14 protein-coding genes and 1 tRNA gene are annotated in these 19,388 nt (G+C 44.2%); 9 read left to right on the forward strand and 6 right to left on the reverse strand.

Features of this window, described 5'->3' with window-relative positions; translation table 11 throughout:
- Window positions 1–7 precede the first annotated feature (7 nt).
- On the forward strand, window positions 8–532 hold the full coding sequence (locus FEM55_RS19795) for a D-glycero-alpha-D-manno-heptose-1,7-bisphosphate 7-phosphatase (RefSeq protein ID WP_138283138.1): 525 nt from the start codon (window positions 8–10) through the stop codon (window positions 530–532).
- A gap of 4 nt (window positions 533–536) precedes the next feature.
- On the opposite strand, the gene FEM55_RS25310 is transcribed toward FEM55_RS19795, so the two are convergent.
- Together FEM55_RS25310 and FEM55_RS19800 are read right to left on the reverse strand one after the other, a co-directional pair.
- Window positions 537–665, reverse strand: coding sequence for a hypothetical protein (locus FEM55_RS25310; protein ID WP_262710600.1), 129 nt, complete (start codon window positions 663–665; stop codon window positions 537–539).
- Window positions 666–772: 107 nt separating this feature from the next.
- Window positions 773–2,254: a type III PLP-dependent enzyme domain-containing protein gene (locus tag FEM55_RS19800; protein ID WP_138283139.1), complete on the reverse strand. Its 1,482-nt coding sequence runs from the start codon at window positions 2,252–2,254 to the stop codon at window positions 773–775.
- 602 nt (window positions 2,255–2,856) lie between these two features.
- Here FEM55_RS19800 and FEM55_RS19805 point away from each other — a divergent pair.
- The 5 genes from FEM55_RS19805 to FEM55_RS19825 all read left to right on the forward strand — a co-directional run bounded on the left by FEM55_RS19805 (window position 2,857) and on the right by FEM55_RS19825 (window position 9,823).
- Entirely contained in the window at window positions 2,857–3,483 is a 627-nt protein-coding gene (locus FEM55_RS19805) for a TetR/AcrR family transcriptional regulator (protein WP_229209347.1), read from the forward strand.
- Entirely contained in the window at window positions 3,473–4,840 is a 1,368-nt protein-coding gene (locus tag FEM55_RS19810) for a TolC family protein (protein WP_229209348.1), read from the forward strand. Before FEM55_RS19805 ends, FEM55_RS19810 begins: the two co-directional genes overlap by 11 nt.
- Window positions 4,841–4,888: 48 nt before the next feature.
- Window positions 4,889–6,019: an efflux RND transporter periplasmic adaptor subunit gene (locus FEM55_RS19815; RefSeq protein ID WP_138283141.1), complete on the forward strand. Its 1,131-nt coding sequence runs from the start codon at window positions 4,889–4,891 to the stop codon at window positions 6,017–6,019.
- 100 nt (window positions 6,020–6,119) lie between these two features.
- Window positions 6,120–9,557, forward strand: a complete 3,438-nt coding sequence (locus FEM55_RS19820; protein WP_138283142.1) for an efflux RND transporter permease subunit — start codon at window positions 6,120–6,122, stop codon at window positions 9,555–9,557.
- A gap of 192 nt (window positions 9,558–9,749) precedes the next feature.
- Window positions 9,750–9,823 (forward strand) — tRNA-Pro (locus FEM55_RS19825).
- A gap of 66 nt (window positions 9,824–9,889) precedes the next feature.
- Here the strand turns inward: FEM55_RS19825 and FEM55_RS19830 are convergent.
- Window positions 9,890–11,479 carry a hypothetical protein gene (locus FEM55_RS19830; RefSeq protein WP_138283143.1) on the reverse strand — a complete coding sequence of 530 codons (1,590 nt, stop codon included), beginning with the start codon at window positions 11,477–11,479 and terminating at the stop codon, window positions 9,890–9,892.
- A 104-nt stretch (window positions 11,480–11,583) separates the two neighbouring features.
- Window positions 11,584–12,444 carry a hypothetical protein gene (locus tag FEM55_RS19835; protein ID WP_138283144.1) on the reverse strand — a complete coding sequence of 287 codons (861 nt, stop codon included), beginning with the start codon at window positions 12,442–12,444 and terminating at the stop codon, window positions 11,584–11,586.
- Window positions 12,445–13,143: 699 nt separating this feature from the next.
- On the opposite strand from FEM55_RS19835, the gene FEM55_RS19840 reads away from it, so the two are divergent.
- The 3 genes from FEM55_RS19840 (at window position 13,144) to FEM55_RS19850 (ending at window position 15,486) form a co-directional block, all read left to right on the forward strand.
- The gene (locus tag FEM55_RS19840; RefSeq protein ID WP_138283145.1) at window positions 13,144–13,893 is read left to right on the forward strand and encodes a LytR/AlgR family response regulator transcription factor; all 750 of its coding nucleotides are present in this window, start codon (window positions 13,144–13,146) and stop codon (window positions 13,891–13,893) included.
- Between the two features lie 225 nt (window positions 13,894–14,118).
- Window positions 14,119–14,586: a hypothetical protein gene (locus FEM55_RS19845; RefSeq protein WP_138283146.1), complete on the forward strand. Its 468-nt coding sequence runs from the start codon at window positions 14,119–14,121 to the stop codon at window positions 14,584–14,586.
- A gap of 291 nt (window positions 14,587–14,877) precedes the next feature.
- Window positions 14,878–15,486, forward strand: a complete 609-nt coding sequence (locus tag FEM55_RS19850; RefSeq protein ID WP_138283147.1) for a hypothetical protein — start codon at window positions 14,878–14,880, stop codon at window positions 15,484–15,486.
- Window positions 15,487–15,552: 66 nt separating this feature from the next.
- On the opposite strand, the gene FEM55_RS19855 is transcribed toward FEM55_RS19850, so the two are convergent.
- Window positions 15,553–16,488, reverse strand: coding sequence for a sugar phosphate isomerase/epimerase family protein (locus FEM55_RS19855; protein ID WP_138283148.1), 936 nt, complete (start codon window positions 16,486–16,488; stop codon window positions 15,553–15,555).
- Between the two features lie 25 nt (window positions 16,489–16,513).
- On the reverse strand, window positions 16,514–19,366 hold the full coding sequence (locus FEM55_RS19860; RefSeq protein ID WP_138283149.1) for a PQQ-dependent sugar dehydrogenase: 2,853 nt from the start codon (window positions 19,364–19,366) through the stop codon (window positions 16,514–16,516).
- Window positions 19,367–19,388 lie beyond the last annotated feature (22 nt).

Here is a 19,388-nt window from a genome sequence, read left to right on the forward strand (position 1 = left end):
CGAATTTATGTCTCTTGTCAAAACAAAATGCATTTTTCTGGATCGCGACGGCGTATTAAATGTAGATCGTCCGAATTATGTTTATAACCCGGACGATCTTGTTATTCCCAAAGGCGTTGCCGAAGCACTTCAGTTGCTAAAAAAAGCAGGTTATCTTTTGATTGTCATTACCAATCAGGCCGGAATTGCAAAAGGATTGTACACTGCAGAAAATGTGCTGGAAATTCACAGGCAGATGCAACTCATTTCCGGAAATGCACTTGACGATATTTATTACTGCCCTTTTCATCCTGATTTTACAGGAAATTCACTTTCCAGAAAACCGGATTCGCTGATGCTCGAAAAAGCAATGGCAAAATATGATATTGATCCGGAACAATCCTGGATGATCGGCGACCATCACCGCGACATGCAGGCCGGACAAAAAGCGGGTGTTAAAACAATACAGGTTACTTCCGGAAGCAAAGCTCTGGAAGCAGATTATGCGGCTGCCGATTTACTGCAGGCAGCTCATATCATTCTTGATAACTGAGAAATCAGGCTTTTTCCGAAACGGAAGGCTGAACAATTTTTTGAGTTGATCCGTAAGCGGGGCAGGCATGTTTGGTGCAGGAAGCAGCAGCCAAAGTTCCGCAGACGGCAAGTAGCATAATCACTTTTTTCATTTTTCCTGTTTGTATAGTTTTCGTTGCAAAATTATAAAATAAACTTCTTTGAATAAGCTTTTACTATTGCTAATAACGTACTCACCCAAAGAAGTTTATATCAATTATCATATTTTTGTTTCGGCCAGTTCACTTTCCACTTCCACAGGCTGGCTTTCATGTTCATTTTTAACTTCCGGTGAAGTATAGGATTCATCCTTGAAACCCAGAATCCGGAGCATGGAATCGCTGTTCTGTTCCTGTGCAAAAACGCGTGTCGTCAGCTTTCCGTCTTCATTTCTTTCAACAAGCACGTGCTTCGGAGCGGGAATCAGGCAGTGCTGGATACCGCCGTACCCGCCCAGCGATTCCTGATACGCACCGGTATGGAAAAAGCCGATGTACTGCTTTTCATTTTCTTCTTCAAAAATAGGCATGTACAAGTCTGCGCTGTGCATTTCACTGTTGTAAAAATCCTGTGAATCGCACGTCAGTCCGCCGAGATTTACCTTTTGATAAGGATTGTCCCAGTTGTTGATCGGCAGCATAATGTATTTCTGGTTCATGCCCCACGAATCCGGAAGCTGCGTAATAAATGATCCGTTGATCATGTACCAGAGCTCTTTGTCATTCTGAAGTTTCTTGTCAATGATTTCGTAAATAACCGCTCCGCTTTCGCCGACTGTGTAACTCCCGAATTCTGTAAAAATATGCGGCACAGGAACATTGTTCTTGTTGCAGATCCATTGTATGTTTTCAATGATTTCATCAATCATCTGCTGGTAATCGTATCCCGACTGCAAGGAAGTCTGGATCGGAAGCCCGCCGCCGATGTCGATGGAATCCAGTTCAGGACAGATTTTCTGCATTTCGCAGTATTTGAACATAAACCGGGTCAGTTCACTCCAGTAATAGGCGCTGTCTTTTATACCTGTATTGATGAAGAAATGCAGCATTTTCAGCTTGAACCTCGGATTCGGTTCAATTTTCTCCTTGTATAACTGCTGCACATCGTTGTAACGGATACCCAGCCGGGAAGTATAAAATGCAAAGTTCGGTTCTTCGTCCGTCGCGATCCGCATTCCGAAATTGACCGTATCCGCAGTAACCTGCTGTTCGTACGACTCAATTTCTTTCAGGTTATCCAGAATCGGAACAACGTTAAACCCTTCGTTGATCAGTTCGCTGAGGTACTGCGTATAACGTGGAAGCTTGTAACCGTTTGCAAGGATGTAAGTTGATTTAGTAACTTTTCCCCGGCGGTAAAGCTCACGGATGATCGGGATATCAAAAGACGAAGAAGTTTCAAGGTGTATGTTATGCTTCAATGCCTCTTCCAGCACAAAACTGAAGTGGGAAGATTTTGTACAGTAACAGTATGTGTAGCTTCCTTTGTAATTATGCCTTTTGAACGCATTCCGGAAAAACATATTTGCGTTTTCGATATGCTCACCGATCTTGGGCAGGTAATTTATTTTTAACGGCGTACCATGTTCTTTAATGATATCCATCAGTGGTACATTGTTGAACAGCAACTCATTATTATCAACATTAAATTCCATTGTAGGAAATTCAAAAGTCTGCTGAATCAGGTCAATGTAGCTTTTCATTGATTTGTTTGTAGCGATAGCAATTAGTGAATTGTAAGTTAATAATAGGAACCCGGTATTCGATTCTTCGAACTTCTTAACAGCGCCCGGCTTTCTGCAAAAGCATTGACAGATAACTGAACAAACAAGCTAAAAGGCCCGAAATTTGATCAGAATATGTGTTATTTCCAAACATTGATTCCCACTAAATCATTCCCGTTATTAAACAATTTATCGGGGTATTTACCGGGTTTATACTACAAATAACGACGTCCATAAATTTTAAGTTGACGTACATGCCTATGCGCCGGTATTTTCACATCATCAAATAAACATACAGCCAAATGCCGGTTACTTGACGCTTGTCCGATTCCGGATTCCATCTGTTGTTTCTGACATTATAATTTAACAAATATTTAATTTTCAAGGAAAGCGGCATTCTGAAAGTCCGGCTGTGTTTCACACTGTTTCATGAACATTTTACTATGCAGTCCATTGTCCGAGTCCGGCTATCCAGCCACACCTGAATGTATTTTCCAACAGTAATAACCGTTCATCAGAAAACTTTGAACATTTATAAAGTTTTCTTAGTTTTAATCTGCCGAAAATGACAAATTTGCCTTGTGAAAGAACGAATACTAAAATCAGCCCTCAATCTTTTCTGGCGCTACGGGATCAAGAGCGTGACCATGGATGATATCGCCCGGGATCTCGGCATTTCGAAAAGAACCATTTATCAGCACTTTTCTGATAAGGAAGCTATTCTTGCACAGGTTATTGAAGAAGAAATTACTTCACAGAAATGTGAAATGCAGAAACTGGATGAAATAGCAGCCAACCCGATTGAACAGATTATCTATGCTTCCGGCCAGATGAGAGATACACTTGCCAACATGAACCCGACCTTGCTTTATGACCTTAAAAAATATTATCCGAAAGCATGGGAGCTGTTTCAGACATATAAAAAGGAACATCTGATCAAAAACATTCAGGACAATCTTACGGAAGGAATAAAACAAGGATTTTACCGCCCGGATATTGATGTGGAAATTTTCTCACTGCTCCGCATCGAACAGACCGTCATGGCCTTTGACCCGACGATTTTTCCGGTCCGGAATTTCAACATGATGCACATTCAGATGCAGTTCCTGCTGCATTTTCTAAGGGGAATTTTATCAGAAAAAGGATTTGAATATTACAACACCATAAAAGACAAATCAGCAATTGAAATCAATATCCATGAAAAATAAACAGATTCTGCGCCGCAGCCTGATGTTGTTGGCGATTTTACTCAGCTATGTTCCGCTTCATGCGCAGGAAGCAAATTTCTCGCTTGAAGAGGCTGTGGATTATGCAATCAAGCACAATCTGAACATAAAAAATGCGCAGCTGGATGCCCTTTCTGCCGAAGCACGCATTGGAGAAATCAGAGCGGCCGGTTTGCCGCAGTTGAACGCGGGTGTTTCACTGACCAACAACATTATCATTCCAAGGTTTTTCCTTCCGGGCGGCAGTCTGGACCCGAATACGCCGCCGGATGCACCGCCGGCTGCGCTTGAATTCGGGATTCCGTGGCAGGGCGCGGCATCTGCCAATCTGAATCAGCTCGTTTTCAATGGCTCGTACTTTATCGGCTTGAAAGCAGCCGCAACTTACCGGGAACTGGCACAAAAAAGCACGACGTCGTCAAAGGTATCCGTAGCAGAGGCAGTTACAAAAGCCTACTATTCAGCGCAGGTTGCCGAAGAACGTGCAAAATTGCTCGATCTGAACATAAGCCGCGTCGATTCTCTTATGCGAGAAACAAAAGCAATGAATGAAAGCGGATTTGTGGAACTGCTGGATGTAAACCGGCTGGAAGTCCAGATCAACAATCTGCAGACCGAACGGCAAAAGGTGCAGAACCTCATCGAGTTGAGCTATGCCTTGCTGAAATTTCAGATGGGAATGCCGGCTAACGAGGCGATCAAACTGACGGACGATATCAATGCAGTGAATGTAGATGCGCTCAGAGCTGCTTCTGCAAGCGCCGACCTCAGCTACGATAACCGCATTGAATACTCGCTGCTGAATACGCAGGAAAAACTGGCGGGCCTCGACCTGCGCAATGTCAGAAGCGGTTATCTGCCCAGCGTATCTGCTTCGCTCGGTTACGGGTACAATGCGGGTGCCGACAAGTTTTCCCAGTTATTCACCAACAACTGGTATCCGAACATGGTTTTAACGGTTAATCTCAATATTCCGATCTTCGACGGTTTTTCCAAAAAATACCAGATTAACCAGAAAAAGATTGCGATTGATAAAGTCAAGAACAGCCAGAACTTGCTGAAACAGTCGATTGATCTGGAAAATAATCAGGCAAGCATCAGCATCAAAAATGCATTCGCCACATTGGAAACACAGAAGCGCAACCTGACGCTGGCAGAAGAAATTGTGCGGGTTTCCAAAATCAAATACAAAGAAGGCGTAGGCTCGAACATCGAAGTGATCAATGCGGAATCTTCGCTGAAAGAAGCACAGACCAACTATTTCACAGCACTTTATGACCTGATGATCGCCAAAGTGGATCTGAGCAGGGCAAGAGGAGAACTTTATACAGAAAAATAAAACGGAATTTAACCACAGAAAAATTTGAAACTGCTACTTACCAATACCATGAAAAGACATATTCTCATCATTACGGCCGTCACGATGCTGCTTGCATCGTGTTCAGAAAAAAAAGAAGGGGTTGAAGGAAAAAAAGAGGAGCTTGCCGAGCTGAAAGCAGAAAGAGCCGAAAACGAAAAGAAGATCAAGGCGCTGGAAATAGAGATTGCAAAACTGGACCCTAAAAAATCCGTTGAGGCCAAAGTGAAGCCGGTTTCCATTGACACGCTGGACGCCGCGGTATTCCGTCATTATGTAGAACTTCAGGGAACAGTAGACGCCAAAAACAACGTCCTGGTGACGCCCAAATCGGGAGGTGTCGTAGTTGCCATGCATGTAAAGGAAGGCGATTACGTAAAGGCGGGAAGCATTATCGGCAGAATTGACAACAGCATCCTTTCGGAATCCATTGAAGAACTGAAAACGCAAATGACACTGGCCAATACGCTTTATGAAAAACAGAAAAACCTCTGGGATCAGCGGATAGGAACCGAACTGCAGTTTCTTCAGGCCAAAAACAACAAGGAATCGCTGGAAAGAAGACTGAGCACGCTGAACACGCAGCTTGCACAAACCAGCATCGTATCGCCAATGTCCGGCGTTGTGGATATGGTGAATGTAAAAGTGGGCGAAATGGCTTCTCCGGGTATGGGCGTTGTTCGCGTTGTTAACCTCAGCAACCTGAAAGTAATGGCCAAGGTTTCGGATACGTATGCGGCAAGCGTTAAAAAAGGCGATGAAGTGATTGTCAAATTCCCGGATCTGAATAAAGAGTACAAGGCGAAAGTTTCCTTTGTAAGCACCGCTGTTGACCCGCTTTCAAGAACATTCACGATTGAAGCCAATCTGCCGTCCGATAAAGGCATCAAACCGAATATGATGGCGCAGGTGCAGATCAATGACGCCACTAGCAAAAATGCGCTTGCCATTGACCAGAACTATGTCCAGAGTACGGAAAAAGGAAATGTGGTGTATGTAGCCGTAACGGAAGGAAACAAAAAGATAGCACGGGCAAAAGAAGTGAAAACAGGCCTGAGCTATAACGGCAAAGTGGAAATACTTTCCGGGCTGGCTGCGGGCGACCATTTGATTACGCTTGGTTATCAGGAAGTTTCAGACGGGCAGCCGATTGTTTATTAAGCATTGCATGTTGGCCGGTTAAAAAATTAATTGCCATGAATGTCAATTTACCAGACTGCTGTTCACGCATGCTGTCATTCACTCATTCAATACTACCATTATGAAATTTCACGAATATAAAACCTTGGGCTTCACCAACTGGTGCGTAGAGAACCGGACGACGATCTACATCTTTACGTTCATCATCACGCTGGCCGGTTTCATGGTTTACAATAATCTGCCCAAGGAACAGTTTCCGGACATCAAGATTCCGCAGATTTACATCAATACCGTTTACTTCGGAACAGCGCCGGCCGATATTGAGAATACAATCAACAAACCGATTGAAAAACAGCTTAAATCGCTGAACGGCGTCAAGAAGATCAAGTCCAATGCGCTTCAGGATGTTTCCGTAATCCTTGTCGAGTTTACGCCGGATGTCGCCGTTGAAGTGGCGCTTCAGCGCGTTCGCGATGCCGTGGATAAAGCGAAGACGGACTTGCCGCAAAATCTGGATTCCGGCCCTACGGCGCAGGATGTCAACTTTTCGGAATTTCCGATCATGAACGTAAACATTGCGGGTAATTATTCTTTGAAACAGTTAAAGCAGTACGCTGAAGATCTGCAGGACGGAATTGAAGCATTGCCGGAGATTACTCGTGTAGATATTCTGGGCGCGCTCAACAGGGAAATCCAGATCAATGTAAACCTGGACCGGATGAAATCCACCGGTCTGACTTTCTTTGATGTGCAATCCGCCTTGCAGGGTGAAAACATCAACATTTCCGGCGGTGAACTGAATGTGGAAGGCGTTCGCAGAACTTTGCGAGTAAAAGGAGAATATACCAATGTGGCCGACATGGCAAATATCCGTATTCGTACGGCAACGGGCGCAACCGTGCGTCTGGGCGATGTAGCGGAAGTGTCAGACAATTTCGAAGAACAACAGGATTTTGCCCGTCTTGCCAATAAATCAGTAATTACCCTGAACGTGATCAAGCGTTCCGGCGAGAACCTTGTGGACGCTGCGGACAAAATTGAAAACGTCATTGCCGATTACAAACAGGATCGCTTTCCCGCAGGACTGGATGTAAAAATTACCGCCGACCAATCCATACAAACCCGGGCCGATCTGCACGACCTGATCAATACCGTTGTGCTGGGTTTTATCTTCGTGGTCATGGTGCTTATGTTTTTCATGGGCGTGCGTGATGCCATATTTGTCGGCCTTTCCGTTCCGCTTTCTGCACTTGTCGCTTTTGTCATGATGCCGATTATCGGCCCAATGGTCGGAACGGAATTTACGCTCAACACCATTGTACTTTTTGCGTTTCTGCTCGGGATCGGTCTCGTTGTGGACGATGCCATTGTAGTCATTGAAAATACGCACCGGCTTTTTAACCAGCACAAAGACTGGACGATTCAGCAGGCGGTGAAAGCTGCGGCGGGGGAAGTTTTCATTCCTGTACTTTCGGGAACGCTTACAACCATTGCACCGTTTTTCCCGTTGCTTTTCTGGACCGGGATTGTCGGCGAGTTCATGAAGTTTATGCCGCTGACATTGATTATTACGCTGGGCGCTTCCCTTTTTGTGGCATACGTGATGAACCCGGTTTTTGCAGTTTCGTTTATGGGACGGCATGACGACGAAAAAGAAGCGCATGACACCAGTTTCAAATCCATCCGCCGGCCTTTGATTATCATCGGAGTTGCCGCTTTGGCCGGTTACCTGATCGATCGCGGACTTGGCAATTTCTTTATTTTCATTCTGGCACTTTATATTTTCAATCATTACGTACTTACGCCCCGGATTCTGGTTCCTTTTCAGGACCGTTTGCTGCCTGCCTTGAAAAATAATTACCGTAAGCTGATCGACTGGCTTTTGCGCGGATGGCGGCCTGTGGGTGCCATCGCCCTGATGATTGTCCTACTGGTTTTCACTTTCGTTCTGACCGGCATTGTGCAGCCAAAAGTACTTTTCTTTCCAAGCGGCGATCCGGATTATGTGTATGTGTATAACAAACTTCCGATCGGTACGGATGCACGCGTTACGGATTCCGTTACCAAAATCATTGAAAAAAGAGTTTTTGATGTGCTGGAAAAAGAAAAGGCGATGGATATGGTGAATTCCGTTATTGCCAACGTTGGTAAAAATGCCGGAGACCCGTTTAATCCTGACCGTGCCGCAACCCCGCACAAATCCAAAATAACGGTTGCTTTTGTTTACGGAACGGAAAGAGGAGGACGTTCATCGGAAGCTATTCTGCGCAAGATACGCGATGCCGTTGCGGGAATTCCGGGAGCGGAAATATCCGTGGAAAGAGAAGCCGTAGGCCCTCCTACCGGAAAGCCGATCTCGATTGAAATTTCAGGTGACGACTTTACAATTCTTCAAAATCTGGAAAAAACAGTATTGAAAAGAGTTCAGGATTCCGGCATCGAAGGAATTGATCAGCTGCGCTCCGATCTGGTTACGAACAAGCCGGAAATTGTCATTGACATCGACCGTGAAAAAGCCCAGCGCGAAGGCATCAGTTCGCAGCAGATTGCACTTGCCGTAAGAACCGCGCTTTTCGGACTCGAAGTTTCCAAATTCCGCGACGACAAAGATGAATATCCGATTATGGTGAGGCTGGAAAAAAATGACCGCGAGCAAATTGAGAAACTACTGAGCCTCAACGTTGTATACCGCGATATGAATATGGGCGGCGCACTGCGTCAGGTTCCGATTACTTCCGTAGCCAACATTCATTATTCCACGACTTTCAGCCAGATCAACCGTCAGGACCAGCAAAGAATTGTAACGCTCGGCTCGGATGTACTTCCCGGCTATAATGCGAACGAAATTGTAGGTCAGATCCAGAACTTGATCGAGGATATGGAAGTCCCGAACGGCTATACGATCAAAATGGGCGGAGAGCAGGAAGAGCAGAATGAATCCATGGCTTTTCTGGGCACCGCTTTCGGCGCAGCAATCATGCTGATTTATCTGATTCTTGCCACGCAGTTCAACTCCGTCGTGAAGCCGTTTATCATTTTCTTTACCATTATCCTGTCGCTTATCGGCGTGCTTCTGGGCTTTATTATATTCAAAAAAGACTTTTCTGTAATCATGTCCGGCGTCGGTATCATTGCCCTGGCGGGTATAGTGGTAAAAAACGGTATCCTGCTGATCGAGTTCATTGAGGAACTTCGTGGACGCGGGTATCCGATGCGCGAAGCCATTATTGAAGGCGGAACCATTCGTCTTACACCGGTATTGCTTACGGCATCGGCTGCGGTACTTGGTCTGGTACCATTGGCATTAGGTATAACGGTCGACTTTGTAGGGCTTTTTCGTAATCTTGAACCCGATCTGATTGTAGGCGGCCCGAGTTCCGTTTTCTGGAATATTCTAGCGTGGACGATCATTTTCGGATTAACATTCTCGACTGTACTTACGCTTGTAATGGTTCCTTGCATGTATTATGTCAACGAACGCGTACGCGACAAATGGTTCAGAAAAACAGAAAAGCAGGAAGAAGTTGTGAATCCAAACTGGCAAAGTGAGACCATTTAAGGTCCGATTGTTGTTCAACTCTGCTTTTGAAGCAATTTTTAAAGCAGAGTTGAACAACAATTTCAAAAAATTTATACATTTGCACCCTGTAAAATTCAACTGTCCTGACCATTCACAGGCGGTACAATTGGAAAGTAAAATCAAGAAAAGAGGAATTAAAAGGTATTTGCAGGACCTTGACCTGCAATAATTCGGGATGTAGCGCAGCCCGGTAGCGCACTAGCATGGGGTGCTAGGGGTCGCAAGTTCGAATCTTGTCATCCCGACATTGATTATCAGCCACTTACAGCGAAAGTTGTAAGTGGCTTTTTTTATCGAACCGGGCTTGTCCATTAATTTGGAATTTCCTTAAGACGGTAACGGTATAATGTGGCTGTGCTGTTGGAGTATACAATTTCATAATTCTTACAAACGAATGCGTGAATCGGATAAAAGTTTTCCAACCGGCTCTTTTCAGAACCGCCAAACTCTTTTGTACTGGAAATATCCAGAAGCCATTTCGGCCGATTTTGTTTTAAGTCAATAAGGAACCGATCTTTGTAATAGTCACCAATCGGGCCCAAATAACTGGTCTGAAAGTCAAAATGCACATCTCTTGTGCCCATCAAAAGCCTGGCTTCGTGAATATACTGACTTCCCCAGCCCCATACAGCCATCCGGTCCGACGGTTTCCCATAAGCAATCAGGAAATCGAGGATCTCTTTATTTGACACCTGATAATAGCTCCAGCCGATAAAAGCTTTTGATGTTTTATTGATATTGATAAGCAAAAGAGCAAATATGCCTGTTAAGAAGTAAGGAATTACGCTGCTGTTCAATCTTTGGGAATTTAGGGCCACCCAGACAAAACAACTATAGACCGGTACTACCAGCAACAGCCCGTAATGCGGAAAGAACCGGCCGGGTTTTATAACGCAGTAAACAGCAGCCAGTAACACAGAAAGAAATGCTTCCAGGTATAAGTTATTATGCTTGTGAGTATGTTCAATATTTCTTGCGCCCCAGATCATTATGAATAAGACAAATAATAAAAGTGGCAGCAATCCGGTAAAATTGTAATCTACAAACTTCTTTATTTCCGGATGAGAATAATGAGTTGTCGTATACCTCAAGCCGCTACGGATATAAGATTGAAAAAAATCATACAATCCCTGGTAGGATGTTATAATCAGAAATAAAATGAGATTGGTGACAACAAATCCAGCGGCCAGCCAGGCAGCATCTTTCCACTTTCTTTTTTCAAGTACGAGCAGGGCAAAGCATATCAAACACATTAAAAACAAAAGAGGCCCAACCTGCAATTTGGCAAACGGGCCTACTGCACCCACAGCTCCTGTGAAGGCCAGCCGCCATCTCCTTATAGCATCGTAAGCAATGGCAATCACAGAGGTTGCGCATATTGCAGTAAATAACAAGGGTAAATGTTCGCTGGAAGCATGTATGTGATCATAGTAAAAGAAAAGTGCAAAGCATAGCGGCAGCGGTATGATGATTAACCTTGCCTTAAGCGGTCCGGCAACTTTGAACAGGATCTGAAAGAACATGATCAGAACAGGAATCTGAAAGAGAAGCACATACACTAGCCTAAGCTCTCCATAGGATGCATGATCAAATGCCTTCAGAAGCAAAGCAGCTGGCAGCAGGTTGAATGGGCCGGATGTGCTGGGATCAACCGAAACCCAGGCGCGGGGGTCATGGCCAAAAGTCCTGCCCGCTGAAAGCATTACACTTTCGTCGATATTCAGCATTCCGGAACCAAAAAAAGATAATTTATTAATGACCAGGAAAATACAAAGTGCCGTCAGATAGAGGGCGTTACTTACAAACAGTGGATTTTCTTTGTTTCCTGTTTTTTTAAAAAGAGCGATGCCACTGACCAGGCATAATCCCACAGCTCCTATGTAATAGAGGGTAAAATTCATAGATCAGGTTAATTAATTCAAGTTGCCGGTTATTAGGAACCTACTAACAAGGAAAGACCATCCCAAATTGATTTGGGACAGTCTGTTTCATTTGCTCACAACCATTACTTCACAACCGATCCTTCATTGATTTCGTATACATAGGATAGTACCGCACCCGTACTGACGTAGGTTTGGGTGAGCGGTAATCCCTGCGCATTGTACGTATATTTTCTTAACTGGGGTGGATTGCTGTTGAACTGCGCACTCACTACATTATTGCGGCTGCAATGGAGGGCGGGGTCAAACAGATAGGATTTCTGATAAAACGGATTGACCTTATTGTCATATTTATAAGTGATGGTAAACTCTGTCTGGCTCTGAGCATTCACCATCTTTTGCTTGACAACGTTGCCGTTTTCATAGGTATACACAAGTCGCTGGCTGGTTTCAGAACCATACCGGACAATACCTTCCTGAATCTGTTCGATGATCTGGCCCTGCCCGTTTATACGGTAAGTTGTTTTCAGGTTGGGTTCAAGGTAAGGAGGAAGCAGCTGTCCGCTGGCCTGCACCCGTGCATAGGCTTGCACTATTTTGCCGGAGCTACGGGTAAAAGTGCTTTGTACGCCTATAGAACCTTCATTGTTCGGATTTTCATTGAGTACCCGGTAAACACTCAGGCGGCCCTGCTGGTCATAAATGTATTCATAAGTCAGCTTACCTGCCATCGTACTGGTGGGAGCAGTGGCTTTTTCAAGTTGATTGTTCGGGTTATATTTAAAATAGGTAGTCGTAAACATAGGTCCTAAACCTCCGTTGTTCCCGCTGACAAGCATCTGCTTAAGCCGCAGATTTGTTACAGAAACCCGGGCTGTGCCGGAAGACGACGCTTGCTGATCCGGTACAACGGTTTCATTTTCTGTTTGGCAGCCCAATGCCGTTAGCAGCAGAAGGCAACTCAATAGCCGGTAAGTAAACTTCATACAAGAATGGTTTGAATGTTGAGAATTATTGAGCAGGACGATTGTTCCAGAAGATTGATAATCCGGGTTAAATCGCCCTTCATTCCGTTGACAAGATTTAAAGTACCCCGGGTTGCTTCAGTAAAAGAATATTTTATTGCCATCTGATTGCTAACCGGAATCATTGTACTATACTGAATCTGTTACCATCGCAAAGCATACTTGCAGGAGCCTGCGCTAACTTATGAGCACGAAAGCATTTCCAGAAAAGCCATTCAGTTGTTGCCTGCAAGTTTTCAACAGAGGAATGCAGCAATTTTTATTTTGTTGTTCTGCTGGCATCCTTCCACAAGTTTGGTCAAGGAGACATGATTCCACCACTTGAACAATCGCATCAGGTGTATTTTGAATGCTGACCGCCGGACTTACTCCGCATGCCAGATCCTGTTTTCAAGACTTGCACAGCAATCTTTTCAGAGGGGATTGTATACCGGTTTTTGTCAAGCCAGTAAACTGAACATGGTTACAATTCCGGAATTACTCCTCTATAATTCCGAATTTTTAACATAAAATTTTAATAATCTTGCCATTTACCGGCCTTCGTTTTAACCGATAGATAATTAGCAGATACCGCTTGCATAGTATTTAATTTGAAATTTAGCCCAGACGGTAAATTCAAACACTTAATTGAACGTGTTTTCGAACTGGTATAACTTGCATATGATCAAGGTCCTGATAATTGACGAGGAAGTAAAAGCCCGAAATATTCTGAATTACTACATCATTCATTTTTTACCGGTAATTGCCGAAATCAGACAAGCGGCATCGGCAACAGAAGCTCAGAGGATATTGTCAGATTTTCAGCCGGATATTGTTTTTCTGGATATAAGAATGCCGGATCAAGATGGATTTGATTTCCTCGCCGGATTGAATGATTCTACTTTTGAAATCATTTTTACCACTGCCTATAATCATTATGCGATTCAGGCAATCCGGTTCAGCGCACTGGATTACCTTCTGAAACCTGTTGATCCTGACGAACTGATCAAGGTAGTTTTGAAACTGATCGACAAGCAGGATCGTGTCAGGAAAAAACCGCAGCTATATCAGAACCTGATCCATAATATGGAAAAGAAAAACATTGAAGACTTTCGTCTGGCGGTACCTTCCGAAGCAGGTATTTTTTTCTTTCATACTTTTGAAATACTGCATATACAATCCATCGGGAAGTGCTCGCTGATTTATCTGGAAGGTAAAAAATCATTTCTTTCATCCAGATCGCTGGGACATTATGAAGATATGCTGGATCAGTTTAACTTCATCAGAACGCATAAAGCACATTTGATAAATCCTGTCCATATTGCTTCTTTTGGCAAGAACAATGAGTATGTGATCCTTTCCGATGGATCAAAAGCCGAAATTTCAAGAAGAAAGAAAAGGGATTTACAACAATATTACAGGATTGATTAAGAACCCTGAGTTGAAGCTGAATTCACTTTTTTTCCATTTAATATTTCAGACCTGCCATTTGCTCATCCCTTTTATAATCCTTCCCGTTTAATATTAAGTTCGTATCAAATATTCAGATACGGTTGTTATTTAATGACCTTTTCTGGATGATTTTAGCAAGTATAGTAGTAATTAAATAGCGGGACACTAAAGAAACAACAAAAGCAAACCGGGATGAAAAGGATCATGAATAGCTTGGAAAAGTGTTTCAGCTTATATAAAATAAATTATCTGCTATCCGGCACATATGAATACATATTATTAAGGACAGAAAAGAAGAAATCACCGGATTGTTATGAAACCAGCACACCTGAAAAGGATGCGGACAAAAGTAGTCTGGTGTCGTTTTATACAGCAAACAATTGCGCCCGTAAGCTATTTAAAATTGAAATGATTGGAGAATTTCACAATTCTTCACTTGAAGAATATAATCAGCTTCATTCTGCTTACGGAATGTTTGAACTTCCTGTCATTTATATGAATACTTCATTCGGATTTCCGTGGATTGTCTTGGGCAGCTTTAACAGAATTGATGATTTCAACAGGGAATTGTTTTTGAAAACAGATTTACTGGCCCTTTCACCAGTAGGTCAACCTCAGCAAATTACGGCAACGTTGCTTACAGAAAATGATCTGTTGCATGCTTTTAATTAACGGCTTGATTAAGGTAAAAGGTCACTGTCATTTACGTGCTTTTAAATGTAGGTAAATAAATTAAGATAAGGGTTTGTTATCAATTAAGTGCAGGTGCTTCACCTGCTCTTTTTTTATTTTGATCAGGTACAATGCATTGCATATAATTTGTAAATCCTCCTATAAAATTATTTGTAAAATAATTTTAGTTAATTGTTTGAATTCATGAAATACACACACTTTTTTTTAATTGCACTATTGCTGAAAGCAGCTTTGTGCCAGGCACAAAAGCAACCAACCGTTAATGTTGGAATGGATATTGGTGCCGGTTTTGAAAACAGTTCTTTGGCACCCAGTATTTTTTACCACGAGGATTTAAGTGTCAGAGGATTACACTGGCTCCAGTTTGGCGTAGGAATCAGAGCCGCGGGGTATTATACCGGAGCAACGGATCTGCTTTCAACAAACGATGCCATTTCCAGTGATACGCTCAGGTACAACCGCCTTTCCGCCAATACCATCAGCTTTGTGGCCGGAATGAACCTGAGGTTCTGGAAACTGAATCTGGGATTTAATACGGATCTGGTTAATCTTGCTTTCGGAGAGCGGCGAAGCGGATTTTACCTGAAAAGACACTTGCCTGCAGATAGTGTCACGCATTACAACCAGTTTGTTCCCACCATTCCGGCCGTGTTTAATTTCATGCCCGTTGCCACGCCTAATCAGAATGGTATTTCGGAGGTATATGCCAGAGTCTGGCTCTCCAGAAAAATCGGTCTGAAAATGGCGTATCTTTTTGGCCGGCAAACCTATACAACCAGAATCAATAAAAAATCACAGATTGTACTGGATAATGGGCAGAGACGCTTTTCCACCATTTATAAAATGCCTTACCTGGCTATTTGCTTTTCACTTTTATGATTAAGCTGGCGGACTGTCAGCAATCGACTATGTGCCAGGCGCTGACAGCCAACCCGCTAACGGCTCTTAAACTTCCATTTTGATCAGGTTCTGATAACAGGTCCTGACCGTTTCCATCGAAGGTGCAAGGTCGTATTCCACAAAGAAATTCTGTAAACCCGCAATTTGGGCAGCCTCAAAAATCCGCTTGAACTCCACTACGCCGTTACCGACCTCTGTAACTGTCTGCAGATCTTTTTTGATGTCTTTTACATGCCACAAAGGAAAACGTCCTGGATGCTCTTTAAACAAGGCAACCGGATCTTTTCCGGCTTTTGTAGCCCACGCCAGGTCAAGCTCCATTTTTACAAGGTCTTTATCTGTTTGCGAAAGCACCAGTTCATAAGGTGTTTTTCCGCCATCAACCGGATCAAATTCGGTAGCATGATTGTGATATGCAAAGCCAATGCCTGCTTTTTTACATGCTTCGCCCGTTTTCTGAAAAACTTCAATGGAATTTTTGATTTCATCCATTGTGCCAACCGGCGTACTGGCGCAAACCAGATAACTCAGTCCGCCTTCCGCGGCATTATCCACAAGTTGCTGGTAATTGTCCCGCAGGTTTAAAGTCGGCGGAATACTGAACGGTTTTCCGTTTGACCCCGTTGGAAGCTTGGCGCCTGCCGGAATTTTAAACGGTGCGCCAATTGCATGGTGTGCTCGCCACTTCAATCCCATGCCTTCCAGAAGGCTTTTGAATTCTTTCGGCTTGTAGCCATAGTATCCTTCCCGCATGCTGAATGCAGACTCGATTTCCTTATAACCGATCTTTGCAATTTGTTCAAGTGTTTCCTTCGGGTTTTCATTCATTTTTTCAAAAACAGTAAAAAGCTGAATCCCGACAGGTCTTTTGGCCATAAACAATTCATTCAATACGTTACCTTCTGATAAATAAGGCAGCGCCATACCGCCTGCAAGCAATGCACCTGCTTTTTTTATAAAATGTCTTCTGTTATTTTCCATTTCAGTGAGAATTGAATGCGTTTGTTTATTTCTGTGAATCTGATGCCTGAACAAAATTGATTTTGGAGAATGACAGCAACGGCTGAATGGCCCTGGCTTCATCGTTTTTGAAAACAAAATAAAGGTCATGTTTTCCCTTTATATTTTTCAGATCAATGACAACAGGCGGTCTGGCAAACGGATTCCGCTGCTTGGGTGTTTCTCCCGGCTTGGCATTTTTCTTTTCACTTTCCATTTCTGCCATTACTTTGGCTATGTCCACTTCGGGTGCAATTTCCACTTTCTGCTGACCTGCCATTTCACCAGTCGGCGAGTCAAGCCTTATTTCAATGGTTCCGCCCACACTTCCTTCGCGTTTCTGAGCAGAGGCGTTGAGTGAAAGCTGACTTATGTTCGTCAGGTCAATGTTTTTGAAACCCAGATAACTGTTATCAAATGCAACTACGCTGAAGCCCAGTCCGGCAACACCCAGCGCCTTTAATTCAGCTCCTTTTACAACCGGTGCTTCGGCAGCATTCATTTCAGGGCTTCGCAAAACGATCATTTCTTCGGAAGTCTGTGCCGGAATGGCCTTTGATCCATTTGTTGCACGGTCCGTATAAGCCGCCCGGATCAGAACCGAGCCGTTTCCGTTATCGCCATTCGGGATTTTAGGTGTAAATTCTCCTTTCACAGGCAAGGTGCTCAGCGTTTTGTCCGTACTGCTCAGAATGTATTTGACAATTACTTCCGCATCCGCAACAGGCAGTGCAGGATGTGCCGGCATGGCCACTTCGCCCCAAACGCCTGCTCCGCCTTTCAGCACTTTTCCCACAAGGTAATCCATTGAGCCGGGCTGACTTTTGTATTTATTCGAAACATCCGCAAAAGCAGGCCCAACCGATTTGGTATTGAGCTGATGACAAACCTTGCAGTCACTTTTGTTGATCAATGCCTGCGCAACGGCGAATTGCGTCGAGGCATCCACGCTTCGCTGCCCCTGGATTACTTCTGCATAATCGAATCCATCGGACGTATAATCAATACTGACTGCGATCTGCTCCGGTTTTATCTTTCCATCGGCAAGGCTTCCGTCTTCTTTGTCGCTGACATTAACGGCATACTGGATGGGCTTGCCCGGAAAGAAAAACGTCCGGTTATCCGAAAGGTCCACAGTAACCTGTGGCGGTTCGTTGCCGGCAACTATTTTAAGAGACTGGCTGTTGCTTGCCCCTTTGGCATCGGTAACGTGTAGCGTGGCCGTGTAAACGCCGGGTTTGTCAAAAGTAACGCTTGGATTTGCTGTATTATATGATTTGGTGACATTGCCCGGGCCTGTCACTTTCCAGTTGTATCTGAGCACATCTCCGTCATAATCCTTGGTTCCATCAGATGATAATTTAGCCTGAAAAGGAACAGTCCCTCCTTTTTTGTCCGTAGATACCTGCACAACGGGCTTTCTGTTTCCGCCATTGTATTCAATCCGGACGAGACGGGAATTGTCGCTTTTGCGGAACCAGTTGCTGCCGTATTCCAGAATATAAAGATCACCGTCGGGGCCGAACTTGATATCAATCGGCTGCACCGGATGATATGCTGGCATTACGCGCTCCATGGATTCATAATCCCCGTTTTCCTTCATGGAAACAGCCATAATCCAGCCGCGTGAAAAATCGGCCGTTATCCATTTATTTTCATAATAAGCCGGCCATGGACGTTTCGGGTTTTTGAAATCGGATTTATGAAAAACAGGTCCGCCCGTAGCACTGCGCGATCCGGAACCCACCAGCGGAAATTTCTCGGAAACGCCGTATGGGTAATAAATAAAGGTCGGCTCCGTCGGCGGAAGTTCCCGTAAGCCGGTATTGTTTGGTGAGGTATTGACAAGATTTTTAGGGTCTTTTTTAGCCAGCGGCTTGTTGGCGGCATAATCATAAACCGGAAAGGCCTGATCGTCGGCGACAAACCACGGCCAGCCAAAGTTCCCGGGTTTTCTGGCCTGATTCATTTCATCGTATCCGCGCGGACCGATTTCCGAATCTTCACCGGCATCCGGACCGACTTCTCCCCAGTAAACAAATCCCGTTTTGCTGTCAATGGCAATGCGCCAGGGATTTCTGTGGCCCATGGAATAAATTTCCGGACGTGTTTTTGCAGTTCCTTTCGGGAAAAGATTGCCTTCCGGAATAGTATATGTGCCATTCGGCTCCGGGTGGATTCTCAGGATTTTTCCTCTCAGATCATTCGTGTTTCCGGCATGGCCCTGATCGTCCCAGCTGCTGCGGCCTTCACGTTCATCCGTTTGTGCCGCTTTCTGGTTTCCGGTGTTGTTACCAACGGTAAGATAAAGATTTCCCGCTTTGTCCCAAGTCATCCCTCCGCCGGTATGGCAGCATACTTCACGTTGTGTTTCCACTTCGATCACAGTCTTTTTGGACGCTTCAACCAATTGGTCGTCTTTTAGTTCCCAGCGCCCGAGCACGTGCTTTTTCTCGGTCGGATGCGCATAGTAAAGGTAAATCCAGTGATTGGTTTCGTAATTCGGGTCCAGCGTAAGCCCCATCAGCCCTTCTTCGGCTTCTCTTACAACACCTTCTGCGCTTGTATATTTCGTATTGACCGGGATTTCGGCAATCAGATCAGTGGCTTTGGTAACCGGATTGTATTTTTTGAGCGCTCCTTTTCTTTCAATGATCAAAGCGGAACCATCTTTAAGAACTTCGAAAACCATGGGTTCGTCCAGGTTTTCAGCAATAACAACAGGCGTGAACCTGCTTTCGTCGGGCTTGGGCGTAGTGTCCTGCAAAGTAAATGACATCAGAAATGGAACAGTCAGGATGTTCACTGCGCATTTGAAAGTCAGAAGGATTTTTTGTCGGAAAGTATAAGTATTTATCATTAGCAACGATTTATTGTATATA

Origin of the sequence: Dyadobacter sediminis (assembly GCF_005860765.1) — a bacterium.
Lineage (GTDB): Bacteria > Bacteroidota > Bacteroidia > Cytophagales > Spirosomataceae > Dyadobacter > Dyadobacter sediminis.

Bases quoted from the DNA above. Each gene is read 5' to 3' on its own strand.
- FEM55_RS19795 (WP_138283138.1), top strand. From the start codon at position 8: ATGTCTCTTGTCAAAACAAAATGCATTTTTCTGGATCGCGACGGCGTA.
- FEM55_RS25310 (WP_262710600.1), bottom strand. From the start codon at position 665: ATGAAAAAAGTGATTATGCTACTTGCCGTCTGCGGAACTTTGGCTGCT.
- FEM55_RS19800 (WP_138283139.1), bottom strand. From the start codon at position 2,254: ATGAAAAGCTACATTGACCTGATTCAGCAGACTTTTGAATTTCCTACA.
- FEM55_RS19810 (WP_229209348.1), top strand. From the start codon at position 3,473: ATGAAAAATAAACAGATTCTGCGCCGCAGCCTGATGTTGTTGGCGATT.
- FEM55_RS19815 (WP_138283141.1), top strand. From the start codon at position 4,889: ATGAAAAGACATATTCTCATCATTACGGCCGTCACGATGCTGCTTGCA.
- FEM55_RS19820 (WP_138283142.1), top strand. From the start codon at position 6,120: ATGAAATTTCACGAATATAAAACCTTGGGCTTCACCAACTGGTGCGTA.
- FEM55_RS19830 (WP_138283143.1), bottom strand. From the start codon at position 11,479: ATGAATTTTACCCTCTATTACATAGGAGCTGTGGGATTATGCCTGGTC.
- FEM55_RS19835 (WP_138283144.1), bottom strand. From the start codon at position 12,444: ATGAAGTTTACTTACCGGCTATTGAGTTGCCTTCTGCTGCTAACGGCA.
- FEM55_RS19840 (WP_138283145.1), top strand. From the start codon at position 13,144: ATGATCAAGGTCCTGATAATTGACGAGGAAGTAAAAGCCCGAAATATT.
- FEM55_RS19845 (WP_138283146.1), top strand. From the start codon at position 14,119: ATGAATAGCTTGGAAAAGTGTTTCAGCTTATATAAAATAAATTATCTG.
- FEM55_RS19850 (WP_138283147.1), top strand. From the start codon at position 14,878: ATGGATATTGGTGCCGGTTTTGAAAACAGTTCTTTGGCACCCAGTATT.
- FEM55_RS19855 (WP_138283148.1), bottom strand. From the start codon at position 16,488: ATGGAAAATAACAGAAGACATTTTATAAAAAAAGCAGGTGCATTGCTT.
- FEM55_RS19860 (WP_138283149.1), bottom strand. From the start codon at position 19,366: ATGATAAATACTTATACTTTCCGACAAAAAATCCTTCTGACTTTCAAA.